Annotated in this window: 27 protein-coding genes; 14 read left to right on the top strand and 13 right to left on the bottom strand. The window is 66.4% G+C overall.

All coding sequences use genetic code 11. The annotated features are described in order from the left end of the window. Positions 1-52 precede the first annotated feature (52 nt). From AC07O8_RS06750 to AC07O8_RS06695, 12 genes are all read right to left on the bottom strand, one after another. Positions 53-1249, bottom strand: coding sequence for an EscU/YscU/HrcU family type III secretion system export apparatus switch protein (locus tag AC07O8_RS06750; RefSeq protein ID WP_495047296.1), 1197 nt, complete (start codon positions 1247-1249; stop codon positions 53-55). A gap of 168 nt (positions 1250-1417) precedes the next feature. Beyond that, positions 1418-2056: a protein phosphatase CheZ gene (locus AC07O8_RS06745; RefSeq protein WP_082938636.1), complete on the bottom strand. Its 639-nt coding sequence runs from the start codon at positions 2054-2056 to the stop codon at positions 1418-1420. A gap of 16 nt (positions 2057-2072) precedes the next feature. Continuing rightward, on the bottom strand, positions 2073-2465 hold the full coding sequence (gene cheY / locus AC07O8_RS06740; protein ID WP_067276146.1) for a chemotaxis response regulator CheY: 393 nt from the start codon (positions 2463-2465) through the stop codon (positions 2073-2075). A gap of 45 nt (positions 2466-2510) precedes the next feature. Beyond that, positions 2511-3458, bottom strand: a complete 948-nt coding sequence (gene motB / locus AC07O8_RS06735) for a flagellar motor protein MotB (RefSeq protein WP_495047295.1) — start codon at positions 3456-3458, stop codon at positions 2511-2513. A gap of 15 nt (positions 3459-3473) precedes the next feature. Further along, positions 3474-4331, bottom strand: a complete 858-nt coding sequence (motA, locus tag AC07O8_RS06730; RefSeq protein WP_088403404.1) for a flagellar motor stator protein MotA — start codon at positions 4329-4331, stop codon at positions 3474-3476. Between the two features lie 12 nt (positions 4332-4343). Further along, positions 4344-5102, bottom strand: a complete 759-nt coding sequence (locus AC07O8_RS06725) for a class I SAM-dependent methyltransferase (RefSeq protein ID WP_495047294.1) — start codon at positions 5100-5102, stop codon at positions 4344-4346. A gap of 10 nt (positions 5103-5112) precedes the next feature. Next, on the bottom strand, positions 5113-5649 hold the full coding sequence (gene flhC / locus AC07O8_RS06720; protein WP_495047293.1) for a flagellar transcriptional regulator FlhC: 537 nt from the start codon (positions 5647-5649) through the stop codon (positions 5113-5115). Positions 5650-5705: 56 nt separating this feature from the next. Then, a complete protein-coding gene (gene flhD, locus AC07O8_RS06715) occupies positions 5706-6029 on the bottom strand; it encodes a flagellar transcriptional regulator FlhD (RefSeq protein WP_067276158.1) in 324 nt (107 codons plus the stop codon). Between the two features lie 189 nt (positions 6030-6218). Continuing rightward, a complete protein-coding gene (locus AC07O8_RS06710) occupies positions 6219-7259 on the bottom strand; it encodes a glycosyltransferase (protein ID WP_495047292.1) in 1041 nt (346 codons plus the stop codon). A 28-nt stretch (positions 7260-7287) separates the two neighbouring features. Continuing rightward, the gene (gene flhC / locus AC07O8_RS06705; protein ID WP_495047291.1) at positions 7288-7824 is read right to left on the bottom strand and encodes a flagellar transcriptional regulator FlhC; all 537 of its coding nucleotides are present in this window, start codon (positions 7822-7824) and stop codon (positions 7288-7290) included. Positions 7825-7898: 74 nt separating this feature from the next. Continuing rightward, positions 7899-8225: a flagellar transcriptional regulator FlhD gene (gene flhD / locus AC07O8_RS06700; RefSeq protein ID WP_088403399.1), complete on the bottom strand. Its 327-nt coding sequence runs from the start codon at positions 8223-8225 to the stop codon at positions 7899-7901. A gap of 249 nt (positions 8226-8474) precedes the next feature. Further along, a complete protein-coding gene (locus tag AC07O8_RS06695; protein WP_495047290.1) occupies positions 8475-8966 on the bottom strand; it encodes a tetratricopeptide repeat protein in 492 nt (163 codons plus the stop codon). Between the two features lie 655 nt (positions 8967-9621). Between AC07O8_RS06695 and AC07O8_RS06690 the strand changes: the two genes are divergently transcribed. From AC07O8_RS06690 to AC07O8_RS06660, 7 genes are all read left to right on the top strand, one after another. Then, a complete protein-coding gene (locus AC07O8_RS06690) occupies positions 9622-10461 on the top strand; it encodes a flagellin N-terminal helical domain-containing protein (RefSeq protein WP_495047289.1) in 840 nt (279 codons plus the stop codon). 485 nt (positions 10462-10946) lie between these two features. Continuing rightward, positions 10947-11789 (top strand): flagellin N-terminal helical domain-containing protein, encoded by an 843-nt coding sequence (locus AC07O8_RS06685; RefSeq protein WP_495047288.1) that lies wholly within the window; start codon positions 10947-10949, stop codon positions 11787-11789. A 326-nt stretch (positions 11790-12115) separates the two neighbouring features. Beyond that, positions 12116-12985 (top strand): flagellin N-terminal helical domain-containing protein, encoded by an 870-nt coding sequence (locus tag AC07O8_RS06680; RefSeq protein WP_297532384.1) that lies wholly within the window; start codon positions 12116-12118, stop codon positions 12983-12985. 164 nt (positions 12986-13149) lie between these two features. Next, positions 13150-14619, top strand: coding sequence for a flagellar filament capping protein FliD (gene fliD / locus AC07O8_RS06675; protein WP_495047287.1), 1470 nt, complete (start codon positions 13150-13152; stop codon positions 14617-14619). Between the two features lie 263 nt (positions 14620-14882). Continuing rightward, positions 14883-15266 (top strand): flagellar export chaperone FliS, encoded by a 384-nt coding sequence (gene fliS, locus AC07O8_RS06670; RefSeq protein WP_495047286.1) that lies wholly within the window; start codon positions 14883-14885, stop codon positions 15264-15266. Positions 15267-15374: 108 nt separating this feature from the next. Next, complete coding sequence (locus AC07O8_RS06665) at positions 15375-15674, top strand: flagellar protein FliT (RefSeq protein ID WP_088403911.1); 300 nt, start codon at positions 15375-15377, stop codon at positions 15672-15674. Between the two features lie 167 nt (positions 15675-15841). Continuing rightward, entirely contained in the window at positions 15842-16588 is a 747-nt protein-coding gene (locus tag AC07O8_RS06660) for a flagellar brake protein (protein WP_495047285.1), read from the top strand. Positions 16589-16691: 103 nt separating this feature from the next. Here the strand turns inward: AC07O8_RS06660 and fliE are convergent, their stop codons facing one another. Further along, entirely contained in the window at positions 16692-17012 is a 321-nt protein-coding gene (gene fliE, locus AC07O8_RS06655; protein WP_377161309.1) for a flagellar hook-basal body complex protein FliE, read from the bottom strand. 164 nt (positions 17013-17176) lie between these two features. On the opposite strand from fliE, the gene fliF reads away from it, so the two are divergent. The 7 genes from fliF (at position 17177) to AC07O8_RS06620 (ending at position 25062) form a co-directional block, all read left to right on the top strand. After that, positions 17177-18910, top strand: a complete 1734-nt coding sequence (gene fliF, locus AC07O8_RS06650; protein ID WP_495047284.1) for a flagellar basal-body MS-ring/collar protein FliF — start codon at positions 17177-17179, stop codon at positions 18908-18910. Positions 18911-18968: 58 nt separating this feature from the next. Then, the gene (gene fliG / locus AC07O8_RS06645; RefSeq protein ID WP_431099704.1) at positions 18969-19964 is read left to right on the top strand and encodes a flagellar motor switch protein FliG; all 996 of its coding nucleotides are present in this window, start codon (positions 18969-18971) and stop codon (positions 19962-19964) included. A 39-nt stretch (positions 19965-20003) separates the two neighbouring features. After that, positions 20004-20891, top strand: a complete 888-nt coding sequence (locus AC07O8_RS06640; RefSeq protein WP_495047283.1) for a FliH/SctL family protein — start codon at positions 20004-20006, stop codon at positions 20889-20891. Further along, positions 20888-22312, top strand: a complete 1425-nt coding sequence (gene fliI, locus AC07O8_RS06635; RefSeq protein WP_297532607.1) for a flagellar protein export ATPase FliI — start codon at positions 20888-20890, stop codon at positions 22310-22312. The genes AC07O8_RS06640 and fliI overlap by 4 nt, the downstream gene beginning before the upstream one ends. Positions 22313-22346: 34 nt before the next feature. Beyond that, positions 22347-22817, top strand: a complete 471-nt coding sequence (fliJ, locus tag AC07O8_RS06630) for a flagellar export protein FliJ (RefSeq protein ID WP_495047282.1) — start codon at positions 22347-22349, stop codon at positions 22815-22817. A 33-nt stretch (positions 22818-22850) separates the two neighbouring features. Continuing rightward, complete coding sequence (locus AC07O8_RS06625; RefSeq protein ID WP_495047281.1) at positions 22851-24344, top strand: flagellar hook-length control protein FliK; 1494 nt, start codon at positions 22851-22853, stop codon at positions 24342-24344. 136 nt (positions 24345-24480) lie between these two features. Beyond that, the gene (locus tag AC07O8_RS06620) at positions 24481-25062 is read left to right on the top strand and encodes a flagellar basal body-associated FliL family protein (protein WP_495047280.1); all 582 of its coding nucleotides are present in this window, start codon (positions 24481-24483) and stop codon (positions 25060-25062) included. The last annotated feature ends 16 nt before the right edge of the window (positions 25063-25078 follow it).

Raw genomic sequence — 25078 nt, 5'->3', positions numbered from 1 at the left:
TTGTCCTTTAGCCGGATAAAGGGGGGAAATCCCCCCCGAAATCAGGCAGCAATCAGGCGGGGTTGCCTTCCGGGAACTGATCGTCCAGTTCTTCTTCCGGCGGCGTCCAGCCCGGCTTCTTGTGCGGGTCGAGCTCGTCGGGCACCGGCGGGTTCGGCACGGCCTGCGGCGAGGCGCCCTGTCCCTTCAGCGCGGCCTTCAGCTGGTACACGTAGGCCAGCACCTGCGCCACGGCGCCGAACAGCGCGCCGGGGATCTCCCGGTCCAGTTCCGCATGGGCGTACAGGGCACGGGCCAGCGCCGGCGCCTGCAGCACCGGCACCTTGTTCTCCTTGGCGATGTCGCGGATCTTGAAGGCCAGCAGGTCCAAGCCCTTGGCCACCACGCGCGGCGCGCCGAACTTGGTCTCGTCGTAGGCGATCGCAACCGCATAGTGGGTCGGGTTCATCACGACCAGGTCGGCCTTCGGCACTGCCTGCAGCATGCGGCGCTTGACCAGTTCGCGGGCCTTGGCGCGCATTTTGTGCTTCATCTCGAGGTTGCCTTCGGCTTCCTTGAGTTCGTTCTTCGCTTCCTCGCGGGACATCTTCAGCCGCTTGAGGTACTGGAAGCGCTGCAGCGGCACATCGATGACGGCAAAGAGCGCCAGACACAGGCCCAGCATCATCAGACCGCCCATCAGCTGCTTGCCCGCGAAGGCCAGCGCCGCCGGCAGCGGCACCGACATGATCCCGATGAAACCGGCGATGCGGTCCTTCAGCGCCATCGCGCCGACGACGCCCAGCACCAGCGACAGCGCCACGGCCTTCAACGCCGTGGTCAGGTTCTGCATCTGGAACAGCTTGCCGAACCCGGTGATCGGATTGAGGTTGGAGAACTTCGGCGCCAGCGGCTTCATCGTGAAGTTCCAGCCGCCCGAGGCGATGTGCGCCACGATCGCGGCCATCGCCAGGATGATCAGCGCCGGCAGGCCCAGCATGAAGCCCTGCCAGGTCAGCGTCGACAGGCGCTCGGTCATCATGCCGGCACTGCGCAGTTGTTCGGCATCGAAACGCAGCGCGCCTTCCAGCATGCGCTGCAGGCTCTCGACGGCGTACGGCGTCGAGGTCGCGAACAAGGCGCCGCCCGTGGCCATCACCGCGAAATGCGGCAGGTCCCGGGAGCGCGGCAGTTGCCCTTCCTTGCGAGATCTCTCGATCTTCTTCTGTGAGGCGGGTAAGTTGCGGTCTTGTGCGTCTTGATCGGCCATGGGGGGTCACGGCCTTATGCCGTGGCCCCGCCATTGTTCGGCCGCAGGGGGTTTTGCTTTGGCCGGATAAGGACTGGAAAGCAGCCGGACTTCAGATCCCGCGCGCCCAGAAAGCAGAAACCCGCGCCTGGGCGCGGGTTTCGTTGCGGCGAGGCCGGCTTCGAAAGATCAGAAGCCCAGCGACGCCAGCAGGTCGTCCACTTCGGACTGGTTGGCCACCACGTCGGCGCGGCCTTCCGGATTCACGACCGGGCCTTGCAGGATGCTCGGGTCGACCTTCTCGCGCTGTTCCGGCGGCACCACCGAGACCAGCAGCTTCACCAGCGAATCTTCCAGGTCGTTCGCCAGGGTCACGACCTTGGCGACCACCTGGCCGGTCAGGTCGTGGAAGTCCTGCGACAGCATGATGTCGGTCAGGTGGGTGTCGATCTTCGACGTGGAGGACTCGACCTCCTTGACGAAGTTCAGCACCGCGCCCGACGCCACCGCGCGGACCGGGTCCGCGGTGATCGCCTGGGCCATCGCGTTGGCGGCCTCGGTGATCTTGGCGTGCTCGGCCTTGGCCTGGTCGACCGAGTTCAGCACCTTGTTGGCGGCGTCGGCGGTCTTGTTGGCGATGTAGGTCAGTCGGCTGCGCGCATCCGGCAGTCCGTCGGTCGCGACCTGCAGCTTGGGCATCACGCCCAGCTGCTGCATCGTGTCGTGCAGCACGCGCGTGATCGTGCCGATCTGTTGGAACACCTCGGGCGAGACCGTCAGCGGCTCGTTGGATTGCGAGGTCAGTTTGGCCAGCTCTTCCATCTGCATGGTGGGACTCCCAGCGTCAGGCCGCAGCGGCCAGCTTCTGCATGATCTTCAGGACTTTCTCCTCCAGCGTGGCTTTCGTGAATGGCTTCACGATGTAGCCCGCCGCGCCGCTCTGGGCGGCCAGGACGATGTCCTCCTTGCGGGCTTCCGCCGTCACCATCAGCACCGGCAGGTGCTTCAGCGTGGCATCTTCCTTGATGGCCTTGAGCAGCTCGAAGCCGTTCATGTTGGGCATGTTGATGTCGCTGACGACGAAATCGTATTTCGCCTGTTTCAGCATGCTCAGGGCCTCGACGCCATCTTCCGCTTCTTCGGCGTTGTTGTAGCCGATCTCCTTCAGCAGACCGCGCACGATCCGGCGCATGGTCGAGAAGTCGTCGACGATCAAGAATTTCATGTCAGTGCTCATGGCGTTCCTCTGAGGGGACTGGAGGGCTTTGTTCGATTCGGAACGTTATCGGCTCGCGGGCGCGGAACTTGAGGCCTGCGGCGCGCTGGCCGCGGGGTCTGAAGCATCCTCGTCCTCATCGGGCAGGTTCTTCAGCACCGCATCCTCGGCATCGCGATTCATCACGATGATGCTGATACGGCGATTGACTTGAGCCTTGGGGTCTTTCGTGTCGAGCAGCTTGCTCGACGCCAACCCCTGCACGCGAAGGACCCGGGCATCCGGCAGACCGCCCGCCACCAGCTCGCGCCGTGAGGCATTGGCCCGGTCCGCCGACAGTTCCCAGTTGCTGTATCCGCGCTCTCCCGCAGAAAACGGCTGTGCATCCGTATGACCTTCCAGCGTGAGCCGGTTGGGCACCTCTGACAACACGTTGCCGAGTTCCTGCAGCAACTCGCGCATATACGGTTTCACCACCGCGCTGCCGCTGTCAAACATCGGACGATTATTCTCGTCCACGATTTGGATACGCAAGCCCTCGCGGGTCATATCGAGCCGGATTTGCCCACCTAATGCCGCAATTTTGGGGTTCTCGGCGATGATTTTCTCGACCTTGTCCTTCAACTGCTGCAGGCGGACGCGCTCCGCCCGTCGCTGCTCTTCCTTGAGGGCCTTCAGGTTGATGGTCTTCCGGGGAGATTCGACGTCGCCGGCCTTGACCTGACCCGTCTGGCGCGTCAGGTCCTGACCGCCGCCCTTGATGATGTGCGACGCGTCGCCCGAGCCCGATCCGCCGAACATCGCCACCTTCAGCGGCGAGGCGAAATAGTCGGCGATGCCCTTCTTGTCGCCCTCGGTCGTCGAGCCGAGCAGCCACATCAGCAGGAAGAAGGCCATCATCGCCGTCACGAAGTCGGCGTACGCGATCTTCCACGCGCCGCCGTGGGCGGCATGGCCGCCCTTCTTGACGCGCTTGATGATGATGGGCTGGAGCTTCTTGGCGTCACCGGCCATGGTGATTCACTCCGTTCACTTCTTCTTCACGTGGCCTTCGAGCTCGGCGAAGGTCGGGCGCTCGGTCGAGTACAGCACCTTGCGGCCGAATTCGATGGCGACCTGCGGGGCGTAGCCCTGCATCGAGGCCAGCAGCGTGGTCTTGATGCACTGGAGTTCCTTGCCCGCTTCGTCGACCTTGGCTTCCAGCGCGCCGGCCAGCGGCTCGGCGAAGGCGTAGGCCAGCAGAATCCCGAGGAAGGTGCCCACCAGCGCCGAGCCGATCATCCCGCCCAGCACCGCCGGCGGCTGGCCGACCGAGCCCATGGTGTTCACCACGCCCAGCACCGCGGCCACGATGCCGAAGGCCGGCAGGCCGCCCGCCAGGCGCTGCAGCGCGATCACGGCGAGGAAGGCCTCGTGGTGGTGCGTGTCGATCTCGGCGTCCATCAGGGACTCGATCTCGTGCGCGTTGAGGTTGCCGGAGACCATCATCCGCAGGTAGTCGGTGATGAACTCGGTGACGTGGTGGTCGTTGCCCACTGTCGGGTATTTCTGGAACAGCGGCGAGCTGTGCGGATCCTCGACGTCCTTTTCGATGGACATCAGGCCTTCCTTGCGGGCCTTCTGCAGGATGTCGTAGAGCAGCGCCAGCAGCTCCATGTAGCGCGCCTTGGTGTACTTGCTGCCCTTGAAGCAGTCGCCCAGGCCCTTCATGGTGGCCTTCATGACCTTGGGCGGATTCGTGGCGAGCATGCCGCCGATCGCCGCGCCGAAGATGGTGGTCATCTCGAACGGCAGCGCGTGCAGCACCACGCTGATGTTGCCTCCGTGCGCGATGAACACGCCGAAGATGCAGGCCAATGCCAGCAGCCAACCGATGATGACAAACATGAAATGGGTTCCTCAGGCCTTGAGTTCGCGCACCCGGTAGACATACAGCTGATGCCGGGTGCCGGTGTCCAGTTGCGCGAAGACGGGTTGTCCCGGCAGCGGAAAGTCCAGACTGACCAGCCAGCTGCCCGGCCGCATCTCCATGCGCGCCTTGTCCAGCGCGCGCGGCATCGACTCGGGCCGCTGGAACAGGTAGACCAGGTCCGTCTCGCGCCACGACTGGGCCCACAGGTCGCCCCGGGCGATGTCGGCCCAGGGGCAGCGCAGACGGGCCAGCAGCCACAGGAAGCCACTGTATTCAATGCCCGCGACACGCACGCCCGGATAAGCACGGCGAAGGGCTACCAATCCGTCGCCTAACCCGCAGCCGGCGTCCAGCACGTGGGCGCCGTCGTGCAGCTTCACACGCTCAGGGAGCGCGCGCAACGCGTCTTGCGGCGTGGGGAACAGCGGCGCGTCGTTCCAGCCGCGGCGGGGATAGGCCAGCAGCAGCACGGCCAGCGGGATCAGCCAGATCCAGGCCGGCAGGTCGGTGCCGGTGAAGAGCAAGGCCATCGGGAAACCGGCGGCCACGATCATCCGGCGCCAGGTCTGGCGATGGAGTCCTGCAAGGATCAGGCCCAGGCCCGATGCGACGATCGCCGCCGGCCAGTCGGGCCCGAACAGTCGCCAGACGGCGAAGCAGGCGCCCCAGCTCAGCAGCGCCCATGTCGGCCACCGCAGCGAGGACGGCGCGTCTCCCGAGGCGGCGCGGGGAAGTCGGGCGGCCATGGCGGCGCCCTCAATGCATCTGGATGCCGCCGGCCGCCTTGCCCTTGCCGGCGCGTGCCGGGGGGTTGCACAGGCCGCAGACGTAATGCTTGGCGACCTCGTGCGGGTGGGTCACGAAGTGGCCGCCGCACTTGCTGCAGCTGGTCATCGTCAGCATGCCGTTGTCCACGAACTTCACCAGGCGCCACGCGCGGGTCACCGACAGCAGCTGCTCCAGGTTCTGGGCCGCGGTCTGTTCCTGGTACAGCTGGTAGGCCTTGATGACGACGTCGATCTCGTCCATCTCTGCGACCTTGTTCAGGTACTCGTGGATGTTCAGGAACAGGCTGGCGTGGATGTTGGGCTGCCAGGTCATGAACCAGTCCGTCGAGAACGGCAGCTGGCCCTTGCTGGGGCTCTTGCCCGCGACTTCCTTGTACAGGCGCAGCAGACGCTCGTAGCTCAGGTCCGTTTCCGACTCCAGCACCTGCAGGCGGGCGCCCAGGTGGATCAGCGTCACGGCGCGATCGATCTGCTTGGCTTCGGTCAGGATGGACTTGGTGCGCATGTCGGTGTCTCCGGCTTCAGTTCTGCTTCAGTTGACGCGAAGGGCGTCGATATAACTTAGGCGGCTTCCTGGTGACGTCCAGCCATCAGGATGGACGCATGCAGACGGGAGACGCTGTCGTTGGCCGCCGGCTTGCCATGCGAGGTCAGCAGGCCCCACACCAGGTCGTCGTCCATGCGGAAGCGGCACAGCAGCGTGTTGCCCGAGGCGATCTTCAGCATCTGCGCGGCGCTCAGCGTGTTCAGCAGCGTCGCGGTCTCTTCCGAGATGCCCAGACGATACAGCGCCTGCTCGCGGTCGGCGCGGATCAGGCTTTGGGCCAGCATCAGGTACGACAGGTTGGCTTCGCGGATCTCGGCGAGGATTTGGTCGGCGTTCATCGTTCGGCTCCTGGGGTGTTGGGTGCTGATGTCGTTTCGTTTCAGCGTGAGACGAACTGTAGAGATCGCGACACGTCAGCAACATCAGGTCGCTTCCATCTCCGGCTTAGGGAGCGCGCCGACGCGCTTGTCAGATGAATTCCTACAAGATGCCAGATCAGCACCATCCCGGCGCTGCTTTTTGAGGGATCACCGCAGCTCGCGCAGCGCCCTCGCCGCCTCTGGGCGCCCGGTGGCGTCCAGGATCAGCGCCAGGTTGTAGGCAGCCAGGTGGCTGCCGCGCCCCGCGACCGCGCCCGGCTGATCCGGCCGCTCACCGATCTCCAGGCAGCGCCGCCAGGCGTCTTCAATCATCGGGACCAGGACTTCGGCTTGTTGAGGCTGATCCGCCGCCCAGTCCAGCAGCAGATCGCCCAGCGCGAAGAAGAAGTCCGGCGAGTCCCCGCATCCTTGCAGCTGCGTTTCAGCGAAAACAAGCCCTTCGGCGTGGCGCTTGAGCGCCTTCAGCCCGAAGAGTCTTCTCGCGACCAGGTCGTTCCACCATGCCGGCCGCAGGGGCAACAGGGTCAAGCGTTCTACGGCAATGGCGAACGCTGCTTCCGCATCCGCGAAGCGGTCATAGACCGCATGATCCTTGCCGAGCTGATACCAGAGATACGGATTGGCGGGATCCTCGTCGACCGCCGCGCGCAACAGCTGCTCGTTGCGCCCCTGCTTCACGTGGAGCCGTTCCGGCATGTAGCCGTCGTGCGCCACCTGGATATCGAGCGCCCGGACGCGCAATTCATGCACGGGTTGTTCGTGGATGCGACCGGCGTACCGGACATGTCCCGGCAAGACGCGGCTGAGTCGCGCGTGCGCCGTGCCCCCGTCGAAGTGATCCTCGAGCGCGATCGTGCCGATGAAGTCGGGCGCGGTGCCGCGCAACGCGTCGAGCGCCGCGCCACTGCCCTCCCCGATCAGCCATTCATCCGCATCGAGCACGAGGTGCCAATCGGCGCCTGCCGCGTCCAGCGCTGCGTTGCGGGCTGCAGCAAAGTCATCGTTCCAAGGGAAATGCGCGACCCGGGCGCCGGCGGCTGCAGCCAGGCGGACGGTGTCGTCGGTGGAACCGGTGTCCATCACCAGCAGCTCGTCCACGAAGGGACGGACGCTGGTCAACAACCGGGTGATCGTCGCCGCCTCATTGCGGGCGATGACGACCAGACAGCTGCGCCAGCGGGTAGGCATTCGGAATTCGTCGTCCGGAGCGATGCGCTCAGTGCATCTGGATGCCGCCGGCCGCCTTGCCCTTGCCGGCGCGTGCCGGGGGGTTGCACAGGCCGCAGACGTAATGCTTGGCGACCTCGTGCGGGTGGGTCACGAAGTGGCCGCCGCACTTGCTGCACCTGGTCATCGTCAGCATGCCGTTGTCCACGAACTTCACCAGGCGCCACGCGCGGGTCACCGACAGCAGCTGCTCCAGGTTCTGGGCCGCGGTCTGCTCCTGGTACAGCTGGTAGGCCTTGATGACGACGTCGATCTCGTCCATCTCGGCGACCTTGTTCAGGTACTCGTGGATGTTCAGGAACAGGCTGGCGTGGATGTTGGGCTGCCAGGTCATGAACCAGTCCGTCGAGAAAGGCAGTTGGCCCTTGCTGGGGCTCTTGCCCGAGACTTCCTTGTACAGGCGCAGCAGACGCTCGTAGCTCAGGTCGGTTTCCGATTCCAGCACTTGCAGGCGCGCGCCCAGCTTGATCAACGTCACGGCGCGATCGATCTGCTTGGCTTCGGTCAGGATGGACTTGGTGCGCATGGGGTACTCCGGTTCTTTCGGATGTTCTCGGGCGGCAATTTCTCTGCCTGGGGCAGCTGCCGGTCTCTGCGGAATCAGGCCGCGGCTTCCTGATGGCGGCCGGCCATCAGGATGGAGGCATGCAGGCGGGAGACACTGTCATTGGCCGCCGGCTTGCCATGCGAGGTCAGCAGGCCCCACACCAGGTCGTCGTCCATGCGGAAGCGGCACAGCAGCGTGTTGCCGGAAGCCATCTTCATCATCTGCGCCGGGCTCAGCGTGTTCAGCAGCGTCGCGGTCTCTTCCGAGATGCCCAGACGATACAGCGCCTGTTCGCGGTCGGCACGGATGAGGCTCTGGGCCAGCATCAGGTACGACAGGTTGGCTTCGCGGATCTCTGCAAGGATCTGGTCGCTGTTCATCGGGTGGCTCCTGGTGGGTTGCGTTGCTGCGATGGAATGAATTCTGAAGAAACACCGCATCGCGCGACATCAGGGTGGCGCCAGAGACAAGCTAGGGAGCGGGACGACCGCCTTGTCAGCCTGATTCCTACACGCTGACAGGCCCCAATGAGAAAACCGCCGACCGAGGCCCGTGGTTGCGGGCTCGGCGGCGGTTTTTCAGGGAGACAGCCTGTCAGGCTGTTCCGGCGACGACGGCGCGTCGGCCGTTCAGGCGGCTTGCAGGCGCAGCAGTTCGGAGTCGACGATCGTCATCAGTTCCGGCGAATCGCGACGCAGCATCTCGAGGGCCTGGCCTTCATTGAGGATGCTCAACACCTCGATCGCGGCCTTCACCTCGCCCAGGCCCGACAGCGCGAAGCCCAGCGTATACAGGGAAGGCGCATGTTGGGGCGAGAGCTCGACCGCGCGATGCGCATACAGCGCGGCGTCCTTCAACTGACCCGCGGCCAGCAGCAGCGCGCCGACGTCGGACAGCAGGTCGACGCTCATCGGCGCCATTTCGAGGGCGTTGTACAGCAGCGCGACGCCGTCGCCGATGCGGCCCTGCGCGGCCTGCGCGTATGCGGCGTTGCGAGCCTGGGCCAGCAGGAGGCGGGCCTCGCTGGAACCCGGGCGGATCGTTCCGTGAAATTGTTCGTCGATCGACGCGTCGATCATCGACACGGCGGACCGTGCCTCGGTTTGCACTTGCAGTGGCATAGATCTCTCCATGGTCGTTGGGACTCGTCGATCGAGTCCGGTCTCGAGCCGAGACCGATCCCGGCGAAGGTGGCGGATGCGGCGATCCCGCTGGTCGGCATCGCCAGGAGGCACTTTAGGGCGGCACCCCCGTGATCGAGCACACGAAAAGCGCTGGCATTCCCCCTCAATCCCGCCGCATTCAGGCCGTAGATACCCCCATGTCCGTCGCCAGACCGACACCCGGGCACGGGTCCGGGTCGAAGTCAAACGACAAACAACACGTTGCAAGACCTGCTTATCAACAGATCACAAGTCTTGACAAATTGCCCTCAAGTTCTATGGCGAGGGGCCCGATAACCAACTCAACGGGGCTGCTGAACGCAGCGACAGGCCAGCAAAGACAAGCAGTCTTGCTGGCAGGTCGAGGCAGGCAGGCGGCACGTGGTCCGGTTAGAAGGCCTGACGTTCTTGGCTTCCGATGAGGGGTGGGACGGCAACGGTTGACTAGCGTCGGACTGGGACCGAACCGGGAAATGGCCCGGGCGGTTCAGCAGGAGCATCCGAGATCCTCGGCCGGTTCGCCTCACGGCGGGACGGAGGATCGGAGGACTCAGGCGCTCATGTGTGGTTCGGCGCTTTTGCCGGTATTTACGTATAGCTGTTAGGAGCAATCATGGCCCAAGTCATCAACACCAATCTGCTGTCGCTCAACGCCCAGCGCAACACCAGCACCAGCGCCACCTCGTTGGCCACGTCGATGCAGCGCCTGTCTTCGGGTCTGCGCGTCAACTCCGCCAAGGACGACGCCGCCGGCCTGGCGATCGCCGACCGCATGAACTCGCAAGTCCGCGGCATGAACGTCGCCCAGCGCAACGCCAACGACGGCATCTCCCTGTCGCAGACCGCTGAAGGCGCGCTGTCCAAGGTCGGTGACTCGCTGCAGCGCATGCGTGAACTGGCGGTGCAGGCCCGCAATGCCACGAACACGACGACCGACCTGGACTCGATCGGTCAGGAATATGCCCAGCTGGGCTCGGAAATCCAACGCGTCCTGGGCGGCACGACCTTCAACGGCCGCGCCATCCTGGCTGGCGATTCCGGCACGCAGACCTTCCAGATCGGCGCCAACACGACGGCCAACGACTCGGTCGACGTCACGACGACCAACATGACCACGGACACGACCATCACCGGCGTGACCGGCGGCGCGATCACCAACGCGTCGTCGACCAGCGACCTGGCCACCGTGATCGACAACATCGACTCGGCGATCAAGACGGTCTCCGGCGAACGCTCGAAGCTGGGTGCCTCGCAGAACCGTTTCGACGCGATCGTGTCGAACCTGCAGATCTCGGTCGAGAACCAGACCGCTGCCCGCAGCCGGATCATGGATGCCGACTTCGCTTCGGAAACCGCCAACCTGAGCCGCGCGCAGATCCTGCAGCAGGCCGGCAACGCGATGATCGCGCAGGCCAACCAGGCTCCCCAGCAAGTGCTGGCCCTGCTGCGCTGATAGAAGGAAGAGGAGGCCGCCCGACGCTCACGCGTCAGCGGTCGCCAGGATCCTCGAAGGGGACGCGGTCCCCTTCTCTTTCCCCATCGCACCAGCGTTGCTGGTGGCAGCGGTGGTGAAAGAGAAGTCAACGAGCGAGGGTGGGGCCGGAATGGGGCTTGGGGTTCGCGGACGCGAGGCCCCATGCCCCGTGGAGAGCCCGCGCCAGGCCTCACGGAGTCGTCCTCCAGACAGCTCTGCACTCGCTTCAGAGCAGCGCGCAGCAAGTGCCCGCCCAGTGGCTCCCCGCCACTTCATCACGCCCGCAATGGGGCGTTACAAGCTTTCTTTTCAAGAAGGCCTCAAGTCCATTCCTGGGCGGCCCGATAACTGCATCAACGGGTCCGCAATTCAACAGCTAGGGCCACGTGGTCCGGCTCAGTCGGACGATTAATCAACCGTCCGCCGAGACCGCAGAAGGTCTTTGAAATTTAAAGGAATGGATCATGGCTCAGATCATCAACACCAACCTGCAATCGCTCAACGCCCAGCGCAACCTGTCGTCTTCGCAGTCGTCGCTGTCGGTGTCGATGCAGCGCCTGTCCTCCGGTCTGCGCGTCAACTCCGCCAAGGATGATGCCGCCGGCCTGGCGATCGCCGAGCGCATGAACGCTCAAGTCCGCGGCATGAACGTCGCAGTGCGCAACGCCAACGACGGCATCTCCCTGTCGCAGACCGCTGAAGGCGCGCTGTCCAAGGTGGGCGACTCGCTGCAGCGCATGCGTGAACTGGCGGTGCAGGCCCGCAACGCCACCAACACCACGACCGACCTGGACTCGATCGGCAAGGAATACGCCCAGCTGGGTCAGGAAATCGGCCGCGTCATCGGCGGCACGACCTTCAACGGCAAGTCCATCCTGGGCGACGACGCCGGCACGCAGACCTTCCAGATCGGCGCCAATACCAGTTCCAACGACACGGTGGACGTGGTCACCAACAACATGACCAACGACGCGACGATCACCGCCGTCACCGGTGGCGCGATCGACAACGCCTCGACGCCCGACGCGCTGAAGACCGTGATCGACAACATCGACGCGGCCATCACCACGGTCAGCGGCCAGCGCGCCATCCTGGGCGCCTCGCAGAACCGCTTCGACGCCATCATCTCCAACCTGCAGGTCTCGGTGGAGAACCAGACCGCCGCCCGCAGCCGCATCATGGATGCCGACTTCGCCGCGGAAACCGCCAACCTGAGCCGCGCGCAGATCCTGCAGCAGGCCGGCAACACGATGGTGGCGCAGGCCAACCAGCTCCCGCAGCAGGTGCTGTCGCTGCTGCGCAGCTGATCCCCTTCCAAAGGTCGACTCCTCAAGCACCGGCCCTCGCGGCCGGGCCTCCCAAGGCTCCGCATCGCCCCTCCCGGGACCGATGCGGGGCCTTCTTTTATTGGCTCGCTAATGGCGGGTTTTCCGCCCGTTAATCGGCCCATCGGCGTTGAAGCACGTTTCGCACAATGGGAGCCATCGAGCACGTAGTACCGCTCGACCACCGGTCCAACCGGCAGATCCAAACAATGACTGCGATGGCGCAGCGAGGATCCGCGGGTGAGGTCGGGAACCGACCCACCTAACCGGGATCGCAGCCAGGACAGGATCTCCGCAGGAGTGCATCAATGCCACAGACCATCAACACCAACATTGCCTCGCTGAACGCGCAACGCAATCTGAACTCGTCGCAGTCGTCGCTGGCGACCTCGATGCAGCGCCTGTCGTCGGGCCTGCGGGTGAACTCCGCGAAGGACGACGCCGCCGGCCTGGCGATCGCCGAACGCATGAACTCGCAAGCGCGCGGCATGACGGTGGCGATGCGCAATGCCAACGACGGCATTTCGCTGTCGCAGACCGCTGAAGGCGCGCTCGGCAAGGTCGCCGATTCGCTGCAACGGATGCGCGAACTGGCGATCCAGGCCCGCAACGCGACCAACGCGGACAGCGACAAGGATTCGCTGGACAAGGAATTCGGCGAGCTCGCCAAGGAAATCCAGCGCGTCACCGCGGGGACGACCTTCAACGGGAAGTACATCCTCGGCCAGGATGCGTCGACGCCGCAGACCTTCCAGGTCGGCCCGAACACGACGTCCAACGACGAGATCACGGTCACGACGCCGAACATGACGGAGGACGCGACGATCACCAACGTCGCCGGCACGGACGCCAACGGCACCGGCCGATCGGTCATCGACCGCACGGCCGACGCGGCGGCGATCGCCACCGTCGTGGCCAACATCGACACCGCGCTGGACACGGTCAACAGCCAGCGCGCAACGCTGGGTGCGACGCAGAACCGCTTCGACGCCGTGATCTCCAACCTGCAGGTGGCCTATGAGAACCAGACCGCCGCCCGCAGCCGGATCATGGACGCCGACTTCGCGGTGGAAACATCCAACCTGAGCCGCGCGCAGATCCTGCAGCAGGCCGGCAACGCGATGGTCGCGCAAGCCAACCAGTTGCCGCAGCAGGTGCTGTCGCTGCTCAAGGGCTGATAGAAAAACGCAATCGGATCGTCCAGGCGCCGTCCTAAAGTCGGACCGCCATGGGCCGATATCCAGGACAGGGCCTCACGCGACACACGCGAGGCCCTGTCGCGCATGGGACTTCCGTGCAGGACGCCGGGTCTCGCTGACCAGGATCACAGGGAGTAACAACGATGGCATCCATCACTTCGGCCGGTCTGGGCAGCGGCCTGGACGTCGAGAGCATCGTCACGAAGCTGGTCTCGCTCGAGAAACAGCCGATCACCGATCTCCAGACGCGCACCGACACGATCAAGACGCAGATCTCCGAATACGGGAAGATCAAGAGCGCCTTCAGCGCGATGCGCGACGCGGCTGCCAAGCTGGCCAATCCCAGCACCTGGGCGGCGCTGACCGCGACCTCGTCCGACACCTCGATGGCCACGGTCATCGCCGGCGCCGGCTCGGGCGCCGGCTCCTACGCGCTGAGCGTGACCAACCTGGCCTCGCCGCAATCGCTGTCGAGCAAGGCCTTCGCGACGAACTCCACCGTCGGCTCGGGGTCGATGACCATCGAGCTGGGTCAGTGGAGCGCGGACAACTCGACCTTCACCGGCAAGAACGGCGCGACGCCGGTGAGCGTCTCCGTCTCGGCCACCGACACGCTGTCCAGCATCCGAGACAAGATCAACGGCTCGGGCGCGGGCGTGCTCGCCTCCGTCGTGACCGACGCCAACGGCCAGCGCCTGGTGATCCGATCCAAGGACACCGGCGAGGCAAACGGCTTCCGCATCACCACGGCCGACGACGACGGCAACGGATCGGACGCCAGCGGCCTGTCCGCACTGGCCTACGACCCGACGTCCTCGGTGACGTCGATGACGCAGAACACCGCGGCCAGGAATGCCAACCTGACGGTCAATGGCCTGGCCATCAGCTCCGCCTCCAACAACATCGAAGGCGCCGTCGACGGCCTGACGATCAACCTGCTCAAGGGCGGCACCAAGGACCCGGCGGATGCCAGCGGCGCGACGATCATTCCCGCGCAGTCCACGATCACCGTGGGCCAGGACAAGGACAGCGTCAAGAAGGCGATCAACGACTTCGTCACGTCGTACAACAGCCTGATGACGCTGATGCGCAACGACACCAAGTACGACGACACGAACAAGACGGCCGGCACGCTGCAGGGCGACAGCACCGCCGTCGGCCTGCAGAGCCAGCTGCGCAACATCACGGCGTCGGGCAGCACGCTGGGCGGCCAGTTCGGCCGGCTGTCGGACATCGGCATCGACGTCGGCGCCGATGGCACGATGAAGGTCACCGACACGAAACTGACCAGCGCGCTCGGCAGCATGGGCGACCTGAAGAACCTCTTCATGGGCGTCGACAGTAGCGACCCGAACAACAACGGCATGGCCACGCGGTGGCGCTCCTTCGCCGACCAGGTGACCGGCTTTGACGGTTCGATCACGACCCGCACCACCGGCCTGCAGTCGCGCGTGACGGCCAACGGCAAGCGCGTCGACGAGCTCAACGACCGCGCCGACGCCTACGAAAAGCGCCTGCGCGCGCAATACACGGCGCTGGACACGCAGATGGCCAAGCTCAACGACCTGCAGAGCTACGTCAGCAAGATCACCAGCATGATCAGCAGCAGCTGACGCCGGCCGCGCGGTGGCGATCGGAACAAGACCGTCGCCACCGCCCTTCTCCGGCGCTTCGAAAAGAGCACCGACAAGCCTCCTCACGGAGGCTTTTCCTTTTCTTCACGCAGGCAGAATTTCGAGACAAATTCGACACGGGGGAGGCTCAAGTCGGGCCGGCGGGGGCCGAAAACTGATTCAAGCACTTCAGCACACCGCAGCGACAAATCATGTACGGCAACTCCTCCCCCTTCGCCTCCCACGGTCAACGCGCCAGCAGCATGTACAACCGCGTTGGCGTGGAAACCGACGTGATGACGGCTTCGCCGCACCGCCTCGTGAGCCTGCTCCTGGACGGCGCCTTCGATTCGATGACGCAAGCCATCGGCGCGATCCGCTCCGGCAATGTCGAAGTGAAGAACCGCAGCCTGAGCCGCGCGGTCCGCATCCTGGACGAAGGCCTGAAAGCGGCCCTGAACCTGGAATCGGGCGAGCTGGCCCTGGACCTGCGCGACCTGTATGCCTACATCTGCACCCGGCTCACCTACGCGAACCTGCGCAGCGACGACGTCGCCGTCGAGGAATGCGTGAAGCTGCTGCAACCGATCAAGGAGGCCTGGGCCAGCATCGCCCCGGCCGCCGCCGACCAACGCGCCGCGGCTTGAGCCCCGGACCCCGCCCTTCAGCCTGACGACTTGAGAAGTTCCATGTCCAAGTACACCGCCAAGCCCCAGACCTCCGTCGCCCACGCCGCCCCGACCCCGGACCGCCTCATGAGCACCCAACTGTTGAGCTACTACGAAGCCATCGAACAAGCCAGCGCCGACATGCTGAGCGCGGCCCGTTCGGGCAACTGGGACGAAGTGGTGAAGCTCGAAGGCGCCTGCGTGCTGCTGATCTCGCAGCTCAAGCACGCGGCCGCCAGCCAGAACCTGGGTCCGGACGAAGCGCAGTTGAAGACGCGCATCATGCAGCGCATCCTGGTCAACGACGCGGAGATCCGCCACCTGGCCGAGCCCTGGCTCGAAGACCTGGACCAGCTGATGAAGGGCAAGTCCAAGACGGTCCACTGATCAGCCCGCTGACCGGTCCTCGTCCGCCCGCCCCGCGATCCGAGACATCGGTCACGCGACCGGGTGTCGGACGCACGACAGCGCCGCGACCAGCCCCTTGAACGGATGGGGTTGGCGCGGCGTTTGCCTTGGGGATGCGAGAGAATTTTTCAAACGAATCCTGCCGGATGCTGGCCTTGAGCGACCTGAAGCTATCCACTAGCCCCCCCGACGCCGCGGACACCGATTTCCGGATGGACGCGCCCGGCGAGATCATGAACTGGCTGCGCGAGCTGCTGCAGTCGCAGGCGCGCATCCAGCTGTCGACGCCGGACGGCGAAGCCATCCACACCGTGCTGCGGGCGCTGGACACGCCGCACGGGATGCTGACGATGGAAGCGCCGCAGGTCGGCGACACGCTCGCACCGGTGCTGGCCAGCGACGAGCTGGTGGCGACGGCCTTCCTGGACAAGATCAAGCTGCAATTCGACGTGTCCGGGCTGGTGGCCATCCGCGGTGACGGTGCGGAGGTGCTGCGCTCGCCGGTCCCGCTGCGCCTGTACCGCTTCCAGCGACGCCAGGCCTACCGGGTCACGTCGGCGGGACAGCTCTACCCGGCGCTGAAACTGTCCGACCCGGATCTCCCCCGTCTGCGCGTCATGAACGTGAGCGCCGGCGGCGTCGCGCTGCAATGGCCCGCGAATGTCGTGCCCGTCCCTCAGGCAGGCGAAGAGATCAGCGGTACGCTGGAGCTCGAGCGCGAGGTCAGTTTCTCCACGCTGCTCAAGATCCAGCACATGTCGGAAAGCGAACAGGGGGCGCCGCACCACGCCGGCTGCGCCTTCGTCTCTCTGGCACCCACGGCGGCCCGCGCGCTGCAGATCTTCATCGACCAGGCGCAGAAGCGGGAACGGTTGATGCGCCGCAGCCTCTGATCCACTGATCTCAGAATGAACAAAGCCGCCCGAGAGGCGGCTTTTTCGTTCGTGATGCGGAATCGCAGCAAAGAGCGGCGCGCGTCGCGGGCCGGAACTTCGCTCAGACCTGCATGTTCATGATTTCCGAATAGGCGGATACCAGCCGGTTGCGCACCTGCAGCGTCGCCTGGAAGCCGATCTGCGCCTTCTGCATGGCGACCATGGTCTCCTCGAGGCTGACGGTGGGGTTGTCCAGCTGGACCTCCCGCTGCAGCCGCGAGGCCTCGTTCTGCTGCGTGCTCACGGACTTCAACGCCGAACTCATCGCATCCGCGAAGCTCGTGCCGCCCGACGCGGCCTTGGCCACCGGCTGCCCCTGGGGGGTCAGGCCGGCGCGTGCCACCGCGTTGGCGAAGTCGAAGGGTTTGAGTTTCAGGTCCACGGAACGCATCCTACGGATCCAGGGGGGGCCCATAGCTCCGAACTGGGGGGCCTTCTTCGGCCTGTTCCCACCATTCTTGAGGGCGCCGATCGAAATAATCCAGTCCTGTGTCGAGGCGTCCGCCTGGGCACCCCGTTCGACACCAGCCGTACACCCACCGCCCCATGGACAACGCCCTGAGCAGCCCCGCCGCCGGACTCCCCGAGGTGCAGCAGACCGCCAAACCGGCCGGCCTGCCCGCCCGCCTGGCGGCGATGCCCGCCAAGAGCAAGATGATGCTGGGCGGCGGCGTGGCCGCGCTGCTGGCGGTCATCGTGGCGATGTCGATGATGACGGTCAAGCCCGACTACCGGCCGCTGTTCTCCGGCCTGTCCGACAAGGACGGCGGCGCCGTCATCGCGCAGCTGTCGCAGATGAACGTGCCCTACCGCAACGATCCGGGCGGCGTCATCATGGTGCCCGCCAACCAGGTCTACGACCTGCGCATGAAGCTGGCGTCCGCCGGCCTGCCCAAGGGCGGCGTGGTCGGCTTCGAGCTGATGGACAAGCAGTCCATCGGCCAGACCGCCTTCAACGAGCGGCTGAACTTCCAGCGCGCGCTCGAAGGCGAGCTCACCCGCACCATCACCGCCATGGCCGACGTGGCCGACGCGCGCGTCCACCTGGCCATGCCGCAGCAGAACGGCTTCTTCCGCGAGCAGCAGAAACCCAGCGCCTCCGTCATGCTGACGCTGCGCGGCGGCCGCACGCTGGACCGCGCCCAGATCGCCGGCATCGTCCATCTGGTGTCCTCGTCGGTGCCGGAACTGAATCCCAAGGCCGTCAGCGTGCTCGACAGCACCGGCGCCTTGCTCTCCCAGAACCCGGACGGCAACGCCATCGGCCTGGACAGCCAGCAGCTCCAGTACAAGCAGCAGATCGAAGCCAACCTGAACAAGCGGGTGGCCGAGCTGCTGGAGCCGGTGGTCGGCCGCGACAACCTGCGCTCGACGGTCACCGCCGATGTCGACTTCAGCCAGGTCGAATCCACCGCCGAGGAATACAAGCCCAACCAGGGTCCGAACACGCAGAGCAGCGTGCGCCGCCTGACCTCCGAGGAGCAATCCGGCGGCACCGCCGGCGTGCCCACCGGCGTGCCCGGCGCGACCACCAACCAGGTCCCGCCGCAGGCCGCCGCGCCGATCAACGGCCAGGCCCAGCAGTTGCAGCCGGCCGGCCAGTCCGGCGGCACGCAGAACCTGCGCCGCAACAACGACACGCAGTTCGAACTCGACCGCACCGTGCGCGTCACGCGCAACGCGATCGGCCAGATCCGCCGCCTGAACGCCGCCGTCGTGGTCAACCAGAAGACCGTCACCGACAAGAACGGCAAGACTTCCAGCCAGCCGCTGTCCGACGCCGAGATCCAGAAGCTGGACTCGCTGGTCAAGGAAGCGCTGGGCTTCTCGCAGGAGCGCGGCGATTCGATCAAGGTCATCAGCACCCCGTTCGTGTCCGACAAGATCGAGAACGCCGACGTGCCGCTGTGGCAGCAACCCTGGCTGCGCGACGTCGCCCGCGACTTCGCCGTGCCCGCCGCCCTGGTGCTGGTCGCGCTGATCGCCGTGTTCGGGCTGGTTCGCCCTGCTCTCAAGGCGGCTTTCCCGCCGCCCGCCGAACAGAAGGACGACACTGCCGGCAACAACGCGCTGAGCGTGGTCGAGGACGAGCAACTCGCGCTGGGTGGTCCGCGCGGACCGGGCGGCCTGCCGGCCCTCGAGGCGCCGATCTCCAACGACAAGCTCGAACGCGCCCGCCTGCTGGCCAAGGAGAACCCGATCGCCGTGGCCAACATCATGCGCGCCTGGGTCAACGGCGAGGAGCTGGAAACGGCCTCCCCCGCCGGCGGCCGCCGCTGATTCCCGAAGCCTCACCGCAGACAAGCACGCCCACCCGGACCGATAGCGAGACACCACCATGGACGACAAAGGCGTAGAAGACGCAGCCATCCTGCTGATGTCGCTGGGCGAGGAGGAAGCCTCCGAGGTCTTCAAGCACCTCGCGCCCAAGGAAGTGCAGAAGCTCGGGGAGACCATCGCCAAGATGAAGGTCGTGCCGCGCGAGCGCGTGGAGCGCGTGCTCGACAAGTTCGACCTGGTCGCCGAGACGCAGAGCACCCTGGTCAGCGACACCGACGAGTACGTCCGCTCGGTGCTGCGCAAGGCGCTGGGCGAAGACAAGGCCAACCTGCTGCTGGACCGGATCCTGCAGGGCTCGGACGTCTCCTCGATCGAATCGCTGAAGTGGATGGACCCGGGCTCGGTCGCGGAACTGCTGCGCAACGAACACCCGCAGATCGTCGCCGCCATCCTGTCCCACCTGGACTTCGACCAGAGCAGCTCGGTGCTGCGCGTCTTCACCGAACGCCAGCGCAATGAGGTGCTGATCCGCATCGCCACGCTGGACGGCATCCAGCCGATGGCGCTGAAGGACCTCAACGAGGTCATGGGCCAGATCCTGGCCGGCGGCGAGCGCATGAAGAAGTCCAACCTGGGCGGCGTCAAGACCGCGGCCGAGATCATCAACATGATGGGCACCAGCGTCGAGGCCTCGGTGCTGGACTACATCCGCGAGGCCGACTCCGACCTGGCGCAGAAGATCATGGACAACATGTTCACCTTCGACGACGTGGACAAGATCGACGACCGCGGCATCCAGGCCATCCTCAAGGAAGTGCAGTCCGAGTCGCTCATCGTCGCGCTCAAGGGCGCCGGCCCGGAGCTGCGCGAGAAGATCTTCCGCAACATGTCCACCCGCGCCGCCGAGACGCTGCGCGAGGACCTGGATTCGCGCGGCCCGGTCCGCCTGTCCGAGGTCGAGGCCGAGCAGAAGGAAATCCTCAAGGTCGTCCGCCGCCTCGTCGACGAGGGCCAGATCGTGCTCGCCGGCGGCGGCGACGACCAGTTCCTGTAATACGCTGGTCGACCCTTCCGACGACGGACACCCGCCACGATGGTCACCCGCCCTCCCCGCCAAGTTCCGCCCCCGCCGCGCGCCGACGGCGATCAGCAGCGCGGCAGCACCTATGGCCGCATCATTCCGCGCGAGGAGCTGTCCGGCTTCGCCGCGTGGAATCCAGGCGCGCTCGACGGCGGCGCGGCACCGCGCCGCCCCGCCGTCACCGCGCCCGCTCCGGTCGAGCCGCCTCCCCCGCCTCCGCCGCCGGGTCCCAGCCTCGAGGAACTGCTGCAGCAGGCCCGGCAGGCCGGCTACCAGGACGGTTATCGCGACGGCATGGCCGCGCTTGACGCCTTCAAGCAGAGCTTCGCCAAGCAGATCACCGCCCAGGTGGGTCAGTTGGTCTCGAGCTTCGACCAGGACCTGTCCGCGATGGAACAGGACATGGCCGATGCGCTGGCGCGCACCGCCGTCGAACTGGCCCGTCAGGTCGTCCGCAATGAACTGGAGACGGCGCCGGAACTCGTGGCCAAGGTGGCGCATGACGCCGTCGAGGCGCTGCTGATCAACGCCCGCCACGTCCGCGTGCGCGTGCACCCCGACGACCTGCCGCTGGTGCTGGACGGTGCCGGCCAGGAACTGCGCGCCCGCGAGGCCCAGGTCATCCCCGATCCGTCGATCGCCCGCGGCGGCGTCAAGGTCGATGCCGACATCTGCAGCGTCGACGCGTCGCTGCCGGCACGCTGGCAGTCGGCGGTCGGCGCCATGGGCCAGAACTCCGTCTGGGAGGACCGCCGCAGTGCCTCCGACATGGCGCGGGACGCGCGCCTGGACTTCCGGACCGACCCCACCCCCAGCCAGTACGGCGGACTGCCTCATGGCACCAATCAAGGCACCAATCAAGGCGCCAATCAAGGTGGCCACGAGGACCGCGAGCCATGAGCGCACGCACCGACCGCTGGCGCCAGTACTTCGACGACCTGCAGGCCTTCGCCGGCAACGCGCCGCCGATCGAGCCGCAGGGCAAGCTGGTACGCGTGGCCGGTCTGGTGCTGGAAGCCACCGGCGTGAAGGTGCCTGTCGGGTCGGTCTGCGAGATCCACATGCCGTCGAGCGCCTCGTCGCCGCGCCGCGGTCAGCGTCCGGTCACGGCGGAGGTGGTCGGTTTCTCCGGCGACCGCGCCTACCTGATGCCGACCGACGAGATCCAGGGCCTGGCCAGCGGCGCGATGGTGCTGCCGCGTCCGGCGGCGCTGCATGGTCCCGTGCTCGGCGAGGAGCGCCATCCCTGGCGCCGCGACGAGGACCGCGGCCTGCATCTGCCGATGGGGGACGGCCTGCTGGGTCGCGTCGTCGACCCGCAAGGCCATCCGATCGATCGCCGCGGCCCGCTGGCCGACATCCGCGATGAACCCATGGTCCGCCGCCCGATCAATGCGATGGACCGCGACCCGGTGCGCCGCCCGCTGGACACCGGCGTGCGTGCCATCAATTCGCTGCTGACCGTCGGCCGGGGCCAACGCCTGGGCCTGTTCGCGGGCACCGGCGTCGGCAAATCCGTGTTGCTGGGCATGATGGCCCGCTACACGCAGGCGGACGTCATCGTCGTCGGCCTGATCGGCGAGCGCGGCCGCGAAGTGAAGGAATTCATCGAGGACATCCTCGGCGAGGAAGGCCTGCGCCGCAGCGTCGTCGTCGCCGCGCCGGCCGACGCGCCGCCGCTGCTGCGCATGCAGGGCGCGACCTATGCCACCGCGATCGCCGAGCATTTCCGCGACCGCGGCCAGCACGTGCTGCTGCTGATGGACTCGCTCACCCGCTACGCCATGGCGCAGCGCGAGATCGCCCTCGCGATCGGCGAACCGCCGGCGACGAAGGGCTATCCGCCTTCCTGCTTCGCGAAGCTTCCGCAACTGGTGGAGCGCAGCGGCAACGGCCTGGCCGGCGAAGGGTCGATCACTGCCTTCTACACCGTGCTGTCCGAAGGTGACGACCAGCAGGACCCGATCGCCGACGCCGCCCGAGGCATCCTCGACGGCCACATCGTGCTCAGCCGGGAGCTGGCGGAGAGTGGGCACTACCCTGCGATCGATGTGGAACGGTCCATCTCGCGCGTCATGACCAGCGTGGCCGACAAGCGCCACATCGAACTGGCGCGCCGTTTCCGGCAATTGCTCGCGAAATACAACAAGGCGCGCGACCTGATCCAACTGGGCGCCTATCAACCCGGTCACGATCCCGAGTTGGACATGGCGGTCCGCCTGCACGGCGACATGGACCGATTGCTCCAACAAGACATGCATTCCCCCGCTTCTTTGAACGATTGCCTCAATCAATTGACCGCCACACTCAACTTTGCGTGATAGCTGCCGACATCCGTAAAGCGAGGTCATCGACATGAGTAGTTCCAATCTGCAGGCCCTGACCGTTCTCCTCGAACGCGCGGAGGCCGAGCGCGATGAAGCGCTGCGTCATCTGCAGGATGCGCAGTCGCGTGCGAACGCGGCGCGCAACCAGCATGACCAGCTGTCGCAGTACCGCACGGACTACCGGACCCGTTGGTCACAGGAATTCGCCCAACGGACAACCGTGCAACTGCTGGGCTGCTATCAGAACTTCGGCCAGCGCCTGGACCAGGCCATCGGTCAGCAAGGCGGCATCGCCGACTACGCCGACCAGCGCCTGTCCGCCGCCCGCGACCTGGTCCGGGAACGCGAACTGCGCGTCGCCTCGGTGCGCAAGCTGATCGAGCGCCGCCGCGCCGAGACGCTGCGCAGCCAGATGCGCCAGGAACAGCGCACCACCGATGAACAGGCCGCCCGCGCCGCCTCGCGCGGCGGCAACCCGATGTCCCGGCTGGTCGCCTGATCGCGGCCCGGTCCACCCGGAACCTCCCTCGCCATGACGCAGATCCAGAACACTACCCCGATGCCGGGCGCCCTCGGCGGCCTTGGCGCGAACAACCCCGCCTACGCCGGCCGCAAGGACGGCGCGTCGACGGATTTCTCCCGCCTGCTGAGCCAGAGCAATCAGCAGCTGCAGAACCAGTCGGCGCAATCGGCCAAGACAACCATGGCCCAGTTGCAGTCGCAGCAGCTGGCGAGCCAGCAGGCGCAGAGTCAGCAGCAGGCCAGGCAGTTGGAGGCCCAGCAGCAGGCGCAGCGCCAGGAGTCGGCGCAGCCGCCGAAGCCGGCGTCGCCGCCTCCTCGCGCGCCAGAGAACACCGCCGCGAAGGACGAGAACAAGCTAGCCGCGCGCAATGCCGCGGCCCGCAACAGCGCCAACAAGGCCGAGGACAGCAAGACGCCGTCCCGTGCCACGAAGGCGGATCCGTCCAATGACGCGCAAGCGCCGGACGCTGCGGATGCCGCCGATGCGGCCGACCCGCGGGACGCCGTCAGGGCCGATGCCGCCAGCGGCAAGGACGCCGAGCGCGTCGACGCCAAGGAAGGCGACGGCAAGGACAAGAAGGACGCCAAGGATGCCAAGGACGCTGGTGCCACCGCGTCCGAGCAGATCCTGGCGATGCTGCGCGGCGACACGCCCGCCGAGATCAGGAGTGCACGGCACGCCGGCACCGGCGCAACGGAAAGCGACGAAGCGGGTACCGACGCCCTGCCCGGCGGCGCGCACGCGCATGGCAAGCCAGCCACCACCGGCGACGCCCTGCGCGAGCGCCAGCAACTCCAGCGTGAGCTGAGCCAAGCCGCCGCGGGGACTGCCGGCGCCACTGACGTGACCGACGGCAGCGACAAGGCCGCCCGGACCGACGCGCTGCAAGCCGCTTCTGGCGGTACGCACGAGATCGCGATGGGCGAAGGCGCCGCCAAGGGCCCGCAGCCGAGCTTCGAAGCGCTGCTCGCCGCAGCCCAGCAGACCGGTTCCGCCTCCGGCACGTCCGGTGCGGACGGGACGTCCGCGACCCAGGCGCCCAGCGTCCCGCTCAGCCAGCCGCTGGACAGCCCCGACTTCGCCCCGGAACTGTCCGCCAGCGTCAGCCTGCTGATCCAGGACGGCGTGCACGAGGCGCAGCTCCAGCTCAACCCGACCGAGATGGGGCCGGTGTCGATCAACATCCAGCTCGACGGCCAGCAGGCGCAGGTGAACTTCCATGCCCAGCACGCCGCCACCCGCGAGGTGCTGGAACGCAGCCTGCCGGACCTGGCGGCCGCGCTGCAGGCGCAAGGCTTGACCCTGAGCGGCGGCGGGGTGTTCGCCCAGTCGCAGTCCAACGGCGGCCAGAATCGTGGCGACGGTTCCGCCGACGGCGCCTCGAACGGCCATGGCCGTCAGGGCGGCCGCGGCCAAGGCTCGGACGACGACGGCGCGATCACCGCCAGCGGCCGGTCGGAGCGCCGCTCCGCACCGCGCGGACTGGTCGACCTGTACGCCTGACGGTCGCCGAGTCTGACCGGAATCCTCCGCCTTTTCGCGCGTTGAGCGCTCTGGCGGCGCTTCACAATGGGAGACATTGCCAGGTCATCAGGCCCGGCTCCCCGCCAACGTCCCTCTTTTCATCACCGGAGCGCCCATGGCCACAGCCGCCGCAGGCAACGACGCCGCCGTCAAGGGTGGCGGCAAGAAGAAGCTGATCATCATCGTCGCCATCGTCCTGGTGGTGGTGCTGGTGGGCGTCGCCGCGTTGCTGATGATGAAGAAGAAGTCGCATGCCGACGACGAGGAAGGTGCCGCCGCCGAGGAGAAGCCCGCGGCCGCCGCCCACGCCAAGCCGGGCACCCCGCCGACCTTCGTCCCGCTGGACCCGTTCACGGTGAACCTGGCCGACAAGGAAGTCGACCGCTTCGCGCAGGTCGGCATCACGCTGGAAGTCGCCGACGCGCATTTCGCCGATCAGCTCAAGGCCTACATGCCGGCGATCCGCAACAATGTGCTGCTGGTGCTGTCGCACAAGACGTCCGCCGAGCTGCTGAGCGTCGAGGGCAAGGAAAAGCTCGCCAAGGAAATCCGCCGCGAAGCCGTGCGCCCGATGGGCATCGAGCTCGACGACGAGGATGAGGACGAGGACGCCGCTCCGAAGAAGAAAAAGAAGAAGAAGCGCCAGGTCGAAAGCCCGGTGACGCAGGTCCTGTTCTCCACCTTCATCGTGCAGTGACGAGCCGCACAGCAAG

Source organism: Roseateles sp. GW821-FHT09G09 (assembly GCF_059415965.1).
The sequence above is the reverse complement of the archived record's forward strand: the minus strand, read 5'-3'. Positions and strand labels throughout refer to the sequence as shown.

Excerpts from the sequence above, each read along its gene's own strand:
- AC07O8_RS06750 (WP_495047296.1), bottom strand. The coding sequence starts at position 1,249 with ATGGCCGATCAAGACGCACAAGACCGCAACTTACCCGCCTCACAGAAG.
- fliG (WP_431099704.1), top strand. The coding sequence starts at position 18,969 with ATGGACGACAAAGGCGTAGAAGACGCAGCCATCCTGCTGATGTCGCTG.
- flhC (WP_495047293.1), bottom strand. The coding sequence starts at position 5,649 with ATGCGCACCAAGTCCATCCTGACCGAAGCCAAGCAGATCGATCGCGCC.
- AC07O8_RS06660 (WP_495047285.1), top strand. The coding sequence starts at position 15,842 with ATGCTGGCCTTGAGCGACCTGAAGCTATCCACTAGCCCCCCCGACGCC.
- flhD (WP_088403399.1), bottom strand. The coding sequence starts at position 8,225 with ATGAACAGCGACCAGATCCTTGCAGAGATCCGCGAAGCCAACCTGTCG.
- AC07O8_RS06690 (WP_495047289.1), top strand. The coding sequence starts at position 9,622 with ATGGCCCAAGTCATCAACACCAATCTGCTGTCGCTCAACGCCCAGCGC.
- motA (WP_088403404.1), bottom strand. The coding sequence starts at position 4,331 with ATGTTTGTCATCATCGGTTGGCTGCTGGCATTGGCCTGCATCTTCGGC.
- AC07O8_RS06625 (WP_495047281.1), top strand. The coding sequence starts at position 22,851 with ATGACGCAGATCCAGAACACTACCCCGATGCCGGGCGCCCTCGGCGGC.
- cheY (WP_067276146.1), bottom strand. The coding sequence starts at position 2,465 with ATGAGCACTGACATGAAATTCTTGATCGTCGACGACTTCTCGACCATG.
- flhD (WP_067276158.1), bottom strand. The coding sequence starts at position 6,029 with ATGAACGCCGACCAAATCCTCGCCGAGATCCGCGAAGCCAACCTGTCG.
- AC07O8_RS06745 (WP_082938636.1), bottom strand. The coding sequence starts at position 2,056 with ATGCAGATGGAAGAGCTGGCCAAACTGACCTCGCAATCCAACGAGCCG.
- fliS (WP_495047286.1), top strand. The coding sequence starts at position 14,883 with ATGTACAACCGCGTTGGCGTGGAAACCGACGTGATGACGGCTTCGCCG.
- fliJ (WP_495047282.1), top strand. The coding sequence starts at position 22,347 with ATGAGTAGTTCCAATCTGCAGGCCCTGACCGTTCTCCTCGAACGCGCG.
- motB (WP_495047295.1), bottom strand. The coding sequence starts at position 3,458 with ATGGCCGGTGACGCCAAGAAGCTCCAGCCCATCATCATCAAGCGCGTC.
- fliI (WP_297532607.1), top strand. The coding sequence starts at position 20,888 with ATGAGCGCACGCACCGACCGCTGGCGCCAGTACTTCGACGACCTGCAG.
- flhC (WP_495047291.1), bottom strand. The coding sequence starts at position 7,824 with ATGCGCACCAAGTCCATCCTGACCGAAGCCAAGCAGATCGATCGCGCC.
- AC07O8_RS06640 (WP_495047283.1), top strand. The coding sequence starts at position 20,004 with ATGGTCACCCGCCCTCCCCGCCAAGTTCCGCCCCCGCCGCGCGCCGAC.
- AC07O8_RS06680 (WP_297532384.1), top strand. The coding sequence starts at position 12,116 with ATGCCACAGACCATCAACACCAACATTGCCTCGCTGAACGCGCAACGC.
- AC07O8_RS06620 (WP_495047280.1), top strand. The coding sequence starts at position 24,481 with ATGGCCACAGCCGCCGCAGGCAACGACGCCGCCGTCAAGGGTGGCGGC.
- AC07O8_RS06695 (WP_495047290.1), bottom strand. The coding sequence starts at position 8,966 with ATGCCACTGCAAGTGCAAACCGAGGCACGGTCCGCCGTGTCGATGATC.
- AC07O8_RS06710 (WP_495047292.1), bottom strand. The coding sequence starts at position 7,259 with ATGCCTACCCGCTGGCGCAGCTGTCTGGTCGTCATCGCCCGCAATGAG.
- fliF (WP_495047284.1), top strand. The coding sequence starts at position 17,177 with ATGGACAACGCCCTGAGCAGCCCCGCCGCCGGACTCCCCGAGGTGCAG.
- AC07O8_RS06725 (WP_495047294.1), bottom strand. The coding sequence starts at position 5,102 with ATGGCCGCCCGACTTCCCCGCGCCGCCTCGGGAGACGCGCCGTCCTCG.
- AC07O8_RS06685 (WP_495047288.1), top strand. The coding sequence starts at position 10,947 with ATGGCTCAGATCATCAACACCAACCTGCAATCGCTCAACGCCCAGCGC.
- AC07O8_RS06665 (WP_088403911.1), top strand. The coding sequence starts at position 15,375 with ATGAGCACCCAACTGTTGAGCTACTACGAAGCCATCGAACAAGCCAGC.
- fliD (WP_495047287.1), top strand. The coding sequence starts at position 13,150 with ATGGCATCCATCACTTCGGCCGGTCTGGGCAGCGGCCTGGACGTCGAG.